This window comes from Methylorubrum aminovorans, from assembly GCF_022179725.1.
Taxonomy (GTDB): Bacteria; Pseudomonadota; Alphaproteobacteria; order Rhizobiales; family Beijerinckiaceae; genus Methylobacterium; species Methylobacterium aminovorans.
This window is the reverse complement of sequence record NZ_BPRC01000020.1, coordinates 36263-49505: the sequence shown is the minus strand read 5'-3', so window position 1 is coordinate 49505 and position 13243 is coordinate 36263. Positions and strand designations below refer to the sequence as shown.

Sequence of the window (13243 nt, the reverse complement as noted above, 5' to 3'; positions counted from 1 at the left end):
ACAAGAGGATAGAGCATCGTGCCGGATCTGGTATCCGGCACGATGCTCTATCGTTCGAGGGTCTGAAGGTAGGCGATCAGGGCCTGCGCCTGATCGGGATCGAGCCGGAATTCCGGCATCGACGGGTGGCCCGTGGTGATGCCCTCGGCCAGCGCCTCGCCCAGATCCGTCACGGGATAGCGATGGTGCAGCTCGCGGAAGGGCGGCGCCTCCGCCAGGGGGCTCGCTCCGATGCGGCCGATCGCGTGGCAGCGGGCGCAGTTCGTCCGCGCGATGGTCTCGCCGCGCTGAGCGCGAGCATCGAGGGCCTGGGCCGCGGCCGGCAGGGCGATCAGCCCGAGGGCGAGGATCGGGAGGGCGATCGGTCGGCGCATCAGTGACACATCAGGCAGGGGAGGGGGCTGCGTTGCAGCATCTCGCGGGTGACGCCGCCGAACAGCCACTCGCGCAGGCGCGTATGGCCGTAGGCGCCCATCACGATCAGGTCGGCCTCCTGCTTCAGGGCGAAGCGCAGGATCTCGTCGCCGTCGCTGACGACGGTGCGCAGCAGATGCGTCGTCACAGAGGCGCCGTGGCGGGCGAGGTGGCCGGCCACATCCTCCGCCCCCTCGTAATGGGCGCCCTCGCCGGTGCTGGCGACGAAGACCTGATCCGCCTCGCGGATGAAGGGAAGGGCGGCCGAGACCGCCCGGCGCGCCTCCAAACCGTCTTTCCAGGCCACGACGATCCGAGCGCCCCGGAGGTGCTCGGCGCGCGGGGGCACCACGAGAACCGGGCGGGCGGCCTCCATCAGGACGGGACCGGGCGAAACGCCGAGGGCACCGGGCGCGGCGTCTTCGGGGCCATGGCGGCCCACCACGAGAAGGTCGGCCGCCCGCGCCTGCTCGACGAGATGGGTGATCGGGCTGGCCAGGGCCTCGCGCCAATCGCGGCGCAGCGGCGCGTCGACGGAGCGCTCGAACAGATCCCGCGCCTGCGCGAGCGCGGCGCGGGCCTTCTCCTCGAAGTGCGGCTCCTCGTCGTCGATTTCGCCGATATCGCGCACGTAGTCCGGTGCCGGCACCTTGCAGGCGGCGGCACCCGTCAGCGTCGCCTCGAAGCGCTGCGCGAGGCCGGCGGCGAGCCGGACGCGGTCCGAGGCGGCCCCGCCGAGATCGACCGAGACCAGGATGTTCGCGTAAGCCAATCTCGCCTCCCGGGGCTTCCCCTTCCGCTCGACGGCGCCATCCTTGCCGGCCGCCCGGCACGGATGCCTTGATCCAGCGCAAGGCGGTCGATGGGCGCGAGGGCCTTGGCGGGCGCCGCCGGTCTCAGACCGCCTCCGGTCGATGGGTCCGGCTCCGTCCCGTCTGCGTCACTCCGGGCCGCCGGCCCTCAGGGCCGCCGCGACGGTCGCGCAGGCACGGTGCGAGAGGGCGGCCGTCGTCGTGACGACCGAGGCCTGCTGCCAGCTCAGGAAATCCGTGCCCGTGCGCGTGCCGCCCAGCGCGTAGATCGCCGAGCGTCCCGCGCGCGTCCCGGCCTGTTCGACGACGACCGACATCCGGAAGTACTGGCGCGGCGACGGGACGGGCCCGGCCTGGCGCAAGGATCCGTCGAGGTGGGAGGGGCGCAGCCGCGCCACGAGGGCGGCGAGGTCGAAGCGGCCGCCTTCGTTGTAGACGGTCAGCACCGGCCTCAGGATCGCGGCGATGTCCGGCGTCATCGAGGGCAGCCGCTCGATCTCGTCCACGCCGGCGAAGGGCGCGTTGCGCGGCCCCCAGGGGAGACCGCGCCCGCGGTATTGCGGCAGCTCGGCGCCGCCCGTGGGTTCGGGGACGTCGTCGGCGTCGCGATAGTCGACGATCTCGGCGGCGATGGCGAGGACCGCCCGGTCCGGCACGCCGAGCAGGCGGAAGGCTTCCTCCATCGCCGGCCGCGGGGTCCGGTTCAGGTCGATCAGGCGTCCCTGGTCCTGCAACGAAACGAAGGCGGTCCGGCTGCCGCCCAAGGGACAGGCCACGACGGTGCCGTCCTCGGGAAAGTCGAGGCCGGCGAGACGATAGGCCCGCCGCACGCCGAGATCGTAGGCGATCAGGCGCGTGATCCCGTCGGCGATGCCCTGGAGCTGGACGATCCGTCCGCGGGCCTGCGTCAGGGCCGTGCCGGAGCGGACCTGAAGCAGCGCGCCGGCCAGGATCGCGCTCACCACGGCGAGGATGCCGAGGACGGACAGGAGGACGAATCCGGCCTCTTCCTCCCGCCCCAGTCCCGTGCCGGGCCTGCCGATGCCGCGGGGATTCATCGCCGGTTGCCGAGGGCGATGACGAGCGGGGTCCAGCGCCGCGGGTCACGGGGGGCGAAGGCGATCTGGATCTCGACGAGGCCGGGCAGTCGGCGGGACGCGTCTCCGGTCGGCTGCCAGACCGGATGCCACGTCGGCGGGGTGCGGTCCTTGAGCGCCCCGAAATAGCGGATCGACAGGCCGGTGATGCCGTGCAGCAGAACCTCCGAGGGGGCGGCGGGATCGCCCGAGGGCACGGCGCCCGGCAGGCTTTCGAGCGGCGCGCGACTCTCGACGAGATCGAACCGGCCGTCGCCCCGCGCAAGACCGCTCAGGGCGACGGTGAGATCGAGCGGTCGTTCCAGGGCCTGATCGGCGCCGATCGCGGCCCGCAGGCCGTCCGGCCCGCCCTGCAGCACCGGGCCGGTCCCGTCGATGCGACGCGGCGTGAGACTGCCGAGCGTCCGGCGCAGGTGCTCCCGGACGGACTGCACCTCCTCGGCGGTCGCGACGGCGCCGGCTGCCGCGGTGGCGGTGCCCGCCACGCGGATCGCACTGACGAGCAACAGGCCGAGCAGCGCCGCGAGCGCGAGGCAGACGATCATCTCGATCAGGGTGAAGCCGGCCTCCGACTCAGCTTCGGCCATCAGGCTCCCCCGAGACCAGCGTGGTGTAGATCGCCTCGCTTCCCGGTTCGCCCCGGAACACCTCGATCAGGAAGAAGGGCGGGACCTGCATCCGGCCGAAAGCGGGACGGGTGTCGGTGACGCGAAGCGTCCAGACGCGGCCGTCCGAGAAGGCGCCCCGGCTCAGTCCGGGCCGAAGCGGGCCTGCCGCGGCGTGGCGCAGGGCGATGCCCTCGGCCTCGTCGAGGCTGACGCGGGCCGTGTCGAGGCGCCGGATGCCGGTGGCGGTCATGCCGGCGATCTCCAGGGCGATCAGGGTGCCGAGGCTCGCCACCGCGAAGGCGACGAGCACTTCGGCGATGGTGAAGCCCGCCTCCGTCTCTGCCGGCTGCGCCGGCCCGGAGCCGGCGCGCAGCATCGACCGGAGACGTCGCCGCAATCGGTGCCACCGGCTCACGGCTGAGGCTCCCGGCGCACGCGGCCGGTCAGGGGCGCCACCGTCACGGTCGCCCCAAACCCTGCCCCCGGCGCGGCAAGCACGATGCGGCCGCCCGAGGCGCTGCCGTCCGGCAGGAGCCTGATCTCGCCCGGTGCCCCCCAGGACGACGGCGGAACGGCGACGCTGACGTGGAGGGATTCGGCCGGGATCGGCGCGGCGCCCGGACGGGAGCTGAGGAAGCGGCTCGCCTCCGCATCGTAGACGAGGCGGCCGGTCCGGCCCGTGCGGAGCGCCTCGGCCCGTAGCCGATCGATCTCGGCGGCGACCCGGTCGGCGATCCGGCCCGGCTGGCGCGCGGTCTCGCCCAGGACGACGGAGCGGGTCCCGAGGGCGACGGCGGCGGCAAGGATCGCCAGCGTCACCAGCATCTCGATCAGCGTGAAGCCGTCGCACCCGGATTCTTGTCGTCGCGTCGTCGCTGTCCGAAAGCCGGCGGCCGCCTTTCGGGACGATGCTCTCGCTCCGTCGCTCATGGGCGGCTCCTGCTCCCCATCGTCTGCCGGTCGGTCCTCTCGCTTCCGGATCGATGCTACGACGCATTCCTTTCGGATCGTTGTGAGGCCGGCGTCCCGCAAGCACGGGATCGGGCACGGCTTCGCTCTCCCCGTCGGAGCGCCCCGCCGCGCCGTGTCCGGCGTCGGCGGGGCGCGGGTTTCACTGGGTGAGAGTGGCGCTGGAGAAGGTCTGGTTGCCGCCGCCGTGGCAGGCCCACACCGCCGTCGTCGCGCCGGGTTGGGGTGCGATCCCGAGGACGTCGAGGCAGAGATTGGGCGTCGCCGCGGTGGTCAGAGCGTTGCCGCCGCCTTGCGCCCGCGTCGTCCAGGCTTGGTTGGCGCCGCCGTGGCAGGCCCATTGGAAGACCTCCGTGCCGTTGGCGACCGGCGGCCGCAACAGGCTCACGTCGAGGCACTTGCCGCTGGCGGCGTTGACGAGGGCGGAGCCTCCAGCGGTGGCCCGGACACGCCAGCGCTGCTCGGCGGCGCCGGTGCAGGCCTGTTGGGTGACCGGTGCGCCATCGTTGCCGTTGCCCGCCGGCACCGAGAGGCACAGCCCGGAATGCGCGGCCCTGAGCGGAATGCCGGCCGTGTTGCCGGTTCCGCCGCCGGTGGCAGTGCCCGAGAAGGTTTGGTTGCCGCCGCCGTGGCAGGCCCACACCACCGTCCCGGCTCCCGCCTGCGGCGTGGCTCCGAGCACATCGAGGCAGAGGTTGGCGGCGACCGAAACATAGGCGTTGCCGCCGCCTTGCGCCCGCGTCGTCCAGGCCTGGTTGGTGCCGCCGTGGCAGGCCCATTGGAACACCTGCGTGCCGGGGCCTGCCGGCGGGCGCGCCAGGCTCATGTCGAGGCACTTGCCGGTGGCGGCGTTGACCAGCGCGGAACCGCCCGCGGTGGCTCGCACCCGCCAGAGCTGCTCGGCGGTGCCGGTGCAGGCCTGCTGGGTGACCGGTGCGCCGTCATTGCCGTTGCCGGCCGGCACCGCGAGGCACAGCCCGGAATGCGCGGCCTTGAGCGGAATCCCGTCGGTGCCCGGCGAACTGCCGGGCCCTGTTCCGGGATCGGTTCCCGGATTCGGACCGCCCGGCTCCGAACCGCTATCCGCGATCGGGCCGGTCCCGCCGCCGGGCGTCGCCGGGGTGCCGAAGATCGGTGTCGCCGATTGCGGCGGCGCCGCGACCGGGCCGACCGCGAGGATCACGCCGGGGGAGGGGACGCCCTTCCGGTCGATCGCGATGAGCTGATAATAGCCGGGCGGTGCCACGTTGCCGGAGGGCGGGCCCTTGAGCGAGACGGTCTGATCCGTCTGGGTGAAGGTCACCGGGTAGCGGCGCTGCGTGAAGTTGAAGCTGTGCGTGACCTGGCTCAGCCCGATCAGCACCACCTCCGCGATCTCGTCCCGCGACCCGAGCTCGAACTGCATCGTCTGGCCGTATTGCAGCCGGTTCGTCGTCAGGCTGAGGATCTGCGGACGCGGCGCCAGAACGGCGCGGCCGTCCACCTGCGTGAACAGGTAGGGCGGATAGTAGAACTCGGCGTTCTCGTTGACGACGGGGCCGGGCGCGCCGCCGCCGGCGATGACCAGCGCCCCGTTCTGCAGCAGCAGGGCCGAGGAGTGGTAGCCGCGATAGACCGCGCCCGAGGCGCCGACCGACCAGCGGCCGGTCTTCGGATCCCAGCTCTCGCTGGAGAGCACCACGTCGCCGCCGCCGCGATCGTTGTACCGGCTGCCGCCGGTCACGAGCACCTGGCCGGTGGGCAGCACCGTCGCGTTGGCCCAGCTCCGTCCCGTGCTCATCGGCGCGGTCTCGGTCAGGACGGGCGTATCCCCGTTGATGTCGATCAGCGTGGCGCGGCTGCTCGACAGAAAGCCCTCGCCATTGGAATAGGCGTTGCCGCCGACCTGGATGATCTTGCCGGGCTCGTACATCGCGGCGGTCGAGTTCGGCCCGACATTCGGCGCCTCGATGGCCGTGCGGGCCTCATGCTGCGCCTGGCGGAACGGCAGGGTGCGGACCGATCCGTTCCCGGCCGTGTCGAGGTACCACATCTTCTCGGAGGAGATGCCGAAGACCTGTCCGTTCGGCGCGATCCAGGCGCGGGGATACCAGAACCGGTTGAAGTCCGGGCCGAAGGCCTCGCGGCTGTTGGCGCCGAACAGGCTGCGCCACCGGGTGCCGTCGTAGACCTCGGGAGTCATCCCGGTCATCCAGCCGCGGCCGATGTCGCCGTTGGGATCGGCCCATCCGCCGAGATAGGGATAGGAGCCGCCCACGATCACCTGCTGGCCGTTGGGCAGGGTGAGCATGGTGGAATAATAACGGTCGTTGGCCAGTTGCGCCGTCGTGGCGGTGACTCTGTTGGCCGCCGCGTTCAGAACCGCGCTGCCCTTGTCGTTGCCGTCCTCGAAGATGCCGCCGGGGATCAGGAGCGAGCCGTCCGCCTGGAAAGCCTGCGCCGCGCAGAAGCTGTTGACCCGCCTCGGCCCCAGCAGGATCACGTGGCTGTTGCGGTCCAGGCCGGTATAGGGATTCCAGATGGCGAAGGTGCGCCCGTCCTGGATCTCGGGCTTGCCGCTCGCGGTCCCGAAGGATACGACCTTGCCGCTGGGCAAGAGACCCATGTGGATCGCGTTCATCGGCCAATCGCGCACGCCCGACCACATGCCGAGGGTCGGGGCGCTGTCGGGAATCTGGAGGCCGGCGAAGAGCGGGTCCTGCACCGGGTCGACGACGATGCCGAAGCGGGCGGCCTCGGCGGAATGCAGCCCGCCCGCGAGCATCGTGGCCGAGAACAGGGCCGTGCGGCGGGCGTGCGCACGCCACCGGCCCTCGGCCGGGTTTGGTCGTGTCATGATGGACTTCCCCTTTTCTGGATTGAAAGATCAGGCCGGATCGCGGGCCTCGCCGCGCGCCGGGCGGCCGATCCCGTTCTCGAAGGTTTCGAGGAGGGTGAGGTCCTGCAGCAGGCGCGGACCGTCGAGCGGATCGCCGCCGTAGGCCATCGCCATCCGGCCGGTCCGATCGAAGACGAGGATGGTCGGCGGCGGTTCGGGCAGGGCGGCGGGCGGGTAGCGCAGCGCCGCGGCGAGCGCCGCGGTCGAGGCGGCGTCGCTGTCGAGGAAGCGCAGCCGCGTCGTCTTGCCGACCAAGCCTTCGGCGAAGGCGCGAAGGCGCGCCGGGTCGTCGCGGGCGGGATCGGTGCCGATGCTCAGGAAGGTCACCCGCTCGCGCAGGGGCGCCGGTAGCGCCTGCGCGAGCTTGTCGAGGTCGAGAACGCGCACGGCGCAGGCAATCGTGCAATCCGCATGGACGAAGGACACGACGACGAGGCGGTCGCGCAGGGATTCGGGCCGCAATCGGTCGCCGTGCTGGTCCAGCCGCCGGGGCGGCTCGGTGCCCGGCCAGAGAAATGCGTCGAGCTCGCTGCGCGCGGCCAGCGGCGGAACCGGCTCGGCCCCGGCTGGTCCGGACAGGGGCAGAGCGGCGGCGGCCAGGGCAAAACAGAAACCCGCTGCAATGATTTTCATCGACATCGGCAGCATTGCTCGAGAGGCGACAGGCGGTCGCGCTGAACTTTGCAAATGATGGTCGGAAAACGTTGACGAGGGGTAAGACTTGTTCTGCAAGGCCGAAACCTCGTCCGATATCCTGAATGAAGTCTAAGGATCGGCTTGCAAGATCGGCACCTGCCCTAAGATGTCAAAACTGAGTATTTTTGGAACGGTTTGTGAGGATCTGTTTCGGCACGGATCTGATTTTGGTTCGAAATCGAAACGGCAACATTGTGCATTTCTGTGCTGCGAGCGGTGGGTGTGAATGCAGTGCGAAAGAATATTCGAAACAAACTCGCGTGATGGGCAGGCTACGACGCGGCTCCCGGCCACGGCGGGAAAGCCGAAATGCCGATCAAACCAGCGCTTTGCAACAAATGATACCTTGAAATACGAAATTCATGATCTGCCGATTGCTCGAACCGGCTTAAGAACCGACGCGAATCGATAATATATACGCTCAATACGGCTATCATTGTTTTGGTTTGCACTGAAAAAGCGCGAAGCGTTCGTGTGTAAATCAGTCCTGTGAAATCGACGAAGTCGCGCCTCAACAACTCGTTAACCATAAATCCCTAACGTCCCGGTCAGCGAACAAGCCAGGGTGCGAAGGATCGGCGACGGCATGAGGTGGGGGGCATATGTCGTCGGGGCGGCGCTCGTCTTCGCCGCTGGCGCGGCGCTCGCCGCCGAACCGCTGGGGGGAGCCTATCCGGCCGCTCCGGCGCCCGAGCCCGCGCGGCGGGGATCGGCCGGGATCGTCGTGCACGGCACGGACCGGTTCGTGGGCGGCGAGACCCCGGTCCGCGCCCCGCTCCCCGGCGGCATGGTCACGCTCAACCTCGTCGAGGCACCCTTGCCGGTGGCGGCGAAGGCGGTCCTGGCCGATACCCTCGGCTGGGGCTACACCCTCGACGAGCGGGCCTCGGGCGCGCTCACCCTGCAGACGGGCGGCCCGGTCACCCGCGACGCGTTGCTGGCGATGTTCGAGACCGCGCTCGGAAGCCGGGGGCTCGTCCTGCGCCGCCGGGGTCGCACGGTTCTGATCGCGCCGGCCGGCGGCACGGGGGTGCAGCCGGTGCAGGGGCCCGGCGCGGAGGCCGGGGCCGTCGTCGTCCCCCTTCGCTGGATCGCGGCGGCCGAGATGCAGGCCATCCTCGCCTCGGTCGCCCCGCGCGAGGTGCTGCTGCGGGCTGACCGCACGCGCAACGTGCTGATCCTGTCGGGGGACGCCGGGCAGATCCGGGCCCTGCGCCAGACCATCGAGGTGTTCGACGTCGACTGGATGCGCGGCATGTCGACGGCGATGCTGCCCGTGCGCAGCGCCAATCCCCGCACCATCGCCCGCGACCTCTCGCAGATCTTCAACGCGGAGGCCGCCGGGACCGGCGACATGATCCGGTTCGTGCCCAACGAGGCGCTCAGCGCGATCCTCGTGGTCAGCTCCCGCGCGGTCTATCTCGACCGCGCCCGCGCCTGGCTGGAGCAACTGGAATCGCTCGCCGCCGAGCGGGAGCGCCAGCTCTTCGTCTACCGCATCCAGAACCGCTCGGCCAAGGAGCTGGCGCAGGTGCTCCAGGGCGTCGTCGCGGCCGAGACCGGCATGCCGGTCGGCACCGGCATCGGAACGGCGGGTTTCGGGCCGGCGGGACTCGGGGCAGGGAGCTTCGGGGCAGGGAGCTTCGGGGGCGGCATCGGCTCGGACATGTCCGGAACGGGCATCGGGGCGGCCGGATACGGCGACCCGTCGACCCTTGGCGCAGGGGCGGCCTCGGGGAGCCAAGCGGCGACGCATTCCGTCTCGACCCAGCCCTCGGGAGGTTTGGGGTTCGGGGCGGGGACATCCGCGGCGGGCCCGGCCTCGTCCGGTCACGGCTTCGGGCAGGCCGGAGCCGGCCTCGCGCCGGGTGTCGCGGGCGGCGCCTCGACCTACGGCGCGGCGCCGTTTGCGGGGGGCTACGGCGCCGATCCGGGCGCGATGGGCGGCTATGGCGGGGGGTATGGCGGGGGCTATGGACGGCGCGACGCCATCGGCATCGTGGCGGACGAGGCCAACAACAGCCTCGTCATCTCGGCCACGCGCAACCAGTACGACAAGATCCTGCGCATCCTCGGCCGCCTCGATGCAATGCCGACCCAGGTGCTGCTGGAGACCGTGATCGCCGAGGTGACGCTGAACAACGACCTGCGCTTCGGGGTGCAGTGGTTCCTGAACAACGGCTCCTCGCAGTTCAACAACGTCCAGAAGGACACCTTCGGCAACGGGTCCGTGTCCGGCACCCAGGCGCTCATCAAGGCGGCGGCGGGGGGCGTGCCGGGCTTCAACTACCTGCTGAACGCCGCCGACTTCAACGTCGTGCTCAACGCGCTGCAGGGCGTGACGCGGGTCAACGTCATCTCCTCGCCCAACATCACCGTGCTCGACAACCGCACCGCCAAGCTGCAGGTCGGCGATCAGGTGCCGATCGTGCAACAGACCGGCCAGAGTGCCCTGTCGGCGAACGCGCCGATCCTCAACCAGATCGAGATGAAGGATACCGGCGTCATCCTCTCGGTGACGCCGCGGGTGAACAAGAACGGCCTCGTCGTGCTCGACATCAACCAGGAGGTCAGCGACGTGGTGAAGACGACGACCTCGGACATCAATTCGCCGACCATCCGGCAACGGCGGCTGGCGACGAGCGTCGCGGTGAACGACGGGCGCAGCCTCGCCATCGGCGGCCTCGTCCAGGAGAAGGCCCAGATCCGCAGCGAGATCGTCCCGGTCCTGGGCGACCTGCCCGTGCTCGGCCCGGCCTTCCGCAACCGGATCGACGAGCGCGTGCGCACGGAATTGATCGTGTTCATCCGGCCGAGGGTGATCCGCGGAACGGCGGAGGCCGATCGCATCGCCGAGGACTTCCGGCAGCAGCTCAAGGCGATGATGCCGATCCGGCCGGTGCCGGCCCCGCCGCCGATGGCGGCCCCGCTGCCGGGCACCGAGGGAATCCTGCGGCGGATGATCGACTGACCGTTCCGTGTCGCTCGGTCCGATCCGGAAGGCCCGCATCACCGCGGCCCTTCGGACAGGCGGTCAGTCGAGTTCGGCGCGGCTCTGCAGGTCGGTCAGCCTTCCGTCGCCGTGGTAGACACGGCACATGGCCTCCGCCAGCGTGATCAGATCCGCATGCTCGCCCCGTGCAACGAACATCTCCGCTTCGGAGTCGAACTCGATCCGCTCAGACAGTGCGGGATGCTGTTCCTTCAGCAGGGTCTTCGCGATCGACTGCCAATCGTGGCCGTTGCCGATCCAGCCGGCTTTCCGTTGGAAGATCGCCGCCTTCGCCGTCAGACCCGGGTCCACCAGCAAGAGGCTTTGCCCCAGGATGAACGGGGCATAGGTCGTGCGGTCGGCGGGTTGTCTTGCGGTCATGCCACGATCTCCGGTCGCGGCGAGCCTCTCGCAGGAGCGTCGCCGCCGCAAGGGATGGTCGCAGCCTCGCGCAAAGCCAAGCTGACCGGATCTTGATTCCAGGCGCGCCTCAGCGCCTCAGGGCTGGGGCGAGCGGCAGCGGGCGCAGGGTCGCCGGCAGGCCCATGAACGCGGCCGTGAAGGGGTGGCCGCCCTGATCGACGCTCACGCCGTCGGCCGTGATCGCCGTGACGCGCCAGCCGCCCCGGCCCTCGCCGGGGGTGAGCCAGGTCTGCTCCGGCGTGCCGTCGTCGATCAGCGCGCGCGCCGCCGTTCCGTCGATCAGAATGCCCCGCACGGTCAGGACGGGCCGGTGCGGCTCGCCCTCCAACACCGCGCCACGGCTGCCGCGTGCGGTCCAGTCGCGCCGGCCTGGATCGAACAGGGGCCGGAGCAGAGCGGTCTCTCCGGGACGGGGCGGTACGGCGATCGCGGCTGCCGGTGGCGGGACCGGATCGAGGGGAACCGGCCAAACGAAGGCGGCGACTGCCACGGCCGCCGCCGCGATGAAGGCGGCGCGCGGTCCGGTGCCGGTGGCGGCGAGGGTCCGCAGGCCGGCCTCGAGCGACGGAGGCATCGAGGGCCTCACGCCGAGCCTTGTGACCGGCTTCATCGCCCCCGCCCTCCCGCTTCCGGCTGCGGCGTCACGAGTCCGCGCAGGGTCAGGCGCGCGCGCATCACCGTCGGCCGGCCGGTCTCGGCATCGGCGGCCCGCGCGACGCCCAGATCCGCCTCTTCGACGGCCATGAGCGGCGCCTCGGACTCGAGCGCATGCAGGAGGCCGTACAGCCCCTCGGCGGTGCCGCGCAGGTCGGCGCGCAGGCGCGGCAGGGTCGGCTCGGCCGGGTCCGGCTCGACCTTGGCCGCGTCGATCACCGCGGCCCGCTCCGCGGCGAGCGTTTCGAGGTGGGCACGGAAGGCGGCGAGCAGCGCGTCCGCATCCGCCGCGACGAGGGGCGCCCGCTGCGGCGGCCGGAGCGCCGCCGCCTGCGCCCGCGCGAGACGCTCGCGGGAAACGGTAATCTGCTGCTGCGCCTCGATCGCCCCCGAGACGGGGCCCGTTGCGAGAACGCCGACGAGGCCGAGCGCGGCAAAGCCGAGAAGCGGTGCCCGCAGGGCCGGAGGAAGCGACGGCAAGCTCATGGCTGCGCCCCACGATCGGTGCGCGGCAGGAGCACGACGAGCCGGCGCCGCCCCTCCAGGCCTGACGAGGATTCCTGCAGGAACGGAGCGCCGAACCCGGGCACGCGGGCGAGAGCGGCGAGCGCCGCCGCCTCGTCCGTGACGGAGAGCGTCAGTTGCGCGCCGTCGTAATCGAGGCGCAGATCGGTGGCCGAGGCGGAATCCGGCAGCGCCGCGGCGAGCGCATCCCAGGTTCGGCCGAGCGGCGGCGCGCGGCGGCCCAGGATCGCGGCGGTACCGGCCTGAACCGTCGGCGGTACCGGCGGTCCGGCGGCCCGGCGCGCGGCGGCAAAAGCCGTGTCGAGGGCGCTGAGCGTCGCGTCCTGATGGGCGCGAAAGCCGAGGAAGGCGGCGAGGAGGAGCAGGGCCGCGCCCGCCAGAAGCGCGAGGTTGCCCCGGCCCGGCCCGACGAGGCCCCGGAGGGAATGGTGCCCCCCGCTTAGGAGATCGATCGGCAGGGAGCGCGCCTCGTCGGTCCCGACCGTGACCGGGCCGGCGGCGATGCCGGCCTCGGCAAGAGCGGCGAGGAGCGGATCGAGCCGCCCTCGCTTGACCACGACGTGCCGGACACGAAGCATCCGGCCCGGCACGTCCTCGCTCTCGACATACCAGTCGCTGTGCACGCTCTCCGGCTTGAAGGGCGTCGTCGCTTCCAGCTCCTGCGCCAGCACCGCGCGCATCCGCGGCAGGGCGGCGCTCGGCAGGCTGAGCGAGCGGATGAAGCAGAGGGCAGGATCGAGCAGGACCTTGGCGCCGACCCCGGCCTGAGCCCCCCGGATCGCACTCAGGCGCGCGGGAAAATCCTCGGCACTCGGATCGAGCCGGTGCGTGCGGGGCTCCGCCTCGCGCCGGTCGATCACCGTCACGTCTGTCACGCCGGGGGCGCCGAGCCGGATCGTCAGGGGCGCGTCCTCGCGGTCGGCCCGGATCTCGCCGAGGCCGAGCCAGTGCGCCGTGCTGTCGAAGCCTTCGCGCAGGGCCGTGCGCCCGGCCATGCCGAGTGGGGAGGGGCCGCGTCCCGGCGCGGGGGCTTCGATGGCACTCACGGATCGGACGGTCCCGGAAGGCTGGACGCGAGAGGACTTGTTAAGGCGGGCGGTGTTTACGTCGGCTTAAAGGACCCGTCTCCGGCGCGGGCTCGGGACGGCGGGCCTCCCGGGCGCGTTCGGGTGTGG

13 protein-coding genes are annotated in these 13243 nt (G+C 71.5%); 1 reads left to right on the top strand and 12 read right to left on the bottom strand.

Annotation, left to right across the window (positions count from 1 at the left end):
• Positions 1–47 precede the first annotated feature (47 nt).
• The 8 genes from MFF24_RS21145 to MFF24_RS21105 form a co-directional block, all read right to left on the bottom strand.
• Positions 48–374 (bottom strand): c-type cytochrome, encoded by a 327-nt coding sequence (locus MFF24_RS21145; RefSeq protein ID WP_238227250.1) that lies wholly within the window; start codon positions 372–374, stop codon positions 48–50.
• Positions 374–1186: a universal stress protein gene (locus MFF24_RS21140; protein WP_238227242.1), complete on the bottom strand. Its 813-nt coding sequence runs from the start codon at positions 1184–1186 to the stop codon at positions 374–376. Before MFF24_RS21140 ends, MFF24_RS21145 begins: the two co-directional genes overlap by 1 nt.
• Before the next feature lie 168 nt (positions 1187–1354).
• Positions 1355–2284, bottom strand: a complete 930-nt coding sequence (locus MFF24_RS21135) for a type II secretion system minor pseudopilin (RefSeq protein ID WP_238227240.1) — start codon at positions 2282–2284, stop codon at positions 1355–1357.
• Entirely contained in the window at positions 2281–2910 is a 630-nt protein-coding gene (locus tag MFF24_RS21130) for a prepilin-type N-terminal cleavage/methylation domain-containing protein (protein ID WP_238227238.1), read from the bottom strand. Before MFF24_RS21130 ends, MFF24_RS21135 begins: the two co-directional genes overlap by 4 nt.
• The gene (locus tag MFF24_RS21125; protein ID WP_108939327.1) at positions 2897–3307 is read right to left on the bottom strand and encodes a general secretion pathway protein; all 411 of its coding nucleotides are present in this window, start codon (positions 3305–3307) and stop codon (positions 2897–2899) included. The genes MFF24_RS21130 and MFF24_RS21125 overlap by 14 nt, the downstream gene beginning before the upstream one ends.
• Before the next feature lie 35 nt (positions 3308–3342).
• Entirely contained in the window at positions 3343–3861 is a 519-nt protein-coding gene (locus MFF24_RS21120) for a GspH/FimT family pseudopilin (RefSeq protein WP_238227236.1), read from the bottom strand.
• A 181-nt stretch (positions 3862–4042) separates the two neighbouring features.
• Positions 4043–6736 (bottom strand): RICIN domain-containing protein, encoded by a 2694-nt coding sequence (locus MFF24_RS28880; protein ID WP_283214532.1) that lies wholly within the window; start codon positions 6734–6736, stop codon positions 4043–4045.
• Between the two features lie 30 nt (positions 6737–6766).
• A complete protein-coding gene (locus MFF24_RS21105) occupies positions 6767–7411 on the bottom strand; it encodes an SCO family protein (RefSeq protein WP_238227234.1) in 645 nt (214 codons plus the stop codon).
• 649 nt (positions 7412–8060) lie between these two features.
• Here MFF24_RS21105 and gspD point away from each other — a divergent pair.
• Positions 8061–10445 (top strand): type II secretion system secretin GspD, encoded by a 2385-nt coding sequence (gene gspD / locus MFF24_RS21100; RefSeq protein ID WP_238227232.1) that lies wholly within the window; start codon positions 8061–8063, stop codon positions 10443–10445.
• Positions 10446–10508: 63 nt separating this feature from the next.
• On the opposite strand, the gene MFF24_RS21095 is transcribed toward gspD, so the two are convergent.
• From MFF24_RS21095 to MFF24_RS21080, 4 genes are all read right to left on the bottom strand, one after another.
• Positions 10509–10847, bottom strand: a complete 339-nt coding sequence (locus MFF24_RS21095) for an Imm51 family immunity protein (protein ID WP_238227230.1) — start codon at positions 10845–10847, stop codon at positions 10509–10511.
• 109 nt (positions 10848–10956) lie between these two features.
• Positions 10957–11463, bottom strand: coding sequence for a hypothetical protein (locus MFF24_RS21090; RefSeq protein ID WP_238227228.1), 507 nt, complete (start codon positions 11461–11463; stop codon positions 10957–10959).
• Between the two features lie 32 nt (positions 11464–11495).
• Positions 11496–12029, bottom strand: a complete 534-nt coding sequence (locus MFF24_RS21085; protein WP_238227226.1) for a GspMb/PilO family protein — start codon at positions 12027–12029, stop codon at positions 11496–11498.
• Entirely contained in the window at positions 12026–13114 is a 1089-nt protein-coding gene (locus tag MFF24_RS21080) for a hypothetical protein (RefSeq protein ID WP_238227224.1), read from the bottom strand. Before MFF24_RS21080 ends, MFF24_RS21085 begins: the two co-directional genes overlap by 4 nt.
• Positions 13115–13243: the final 129 nt, after the last annotated feature.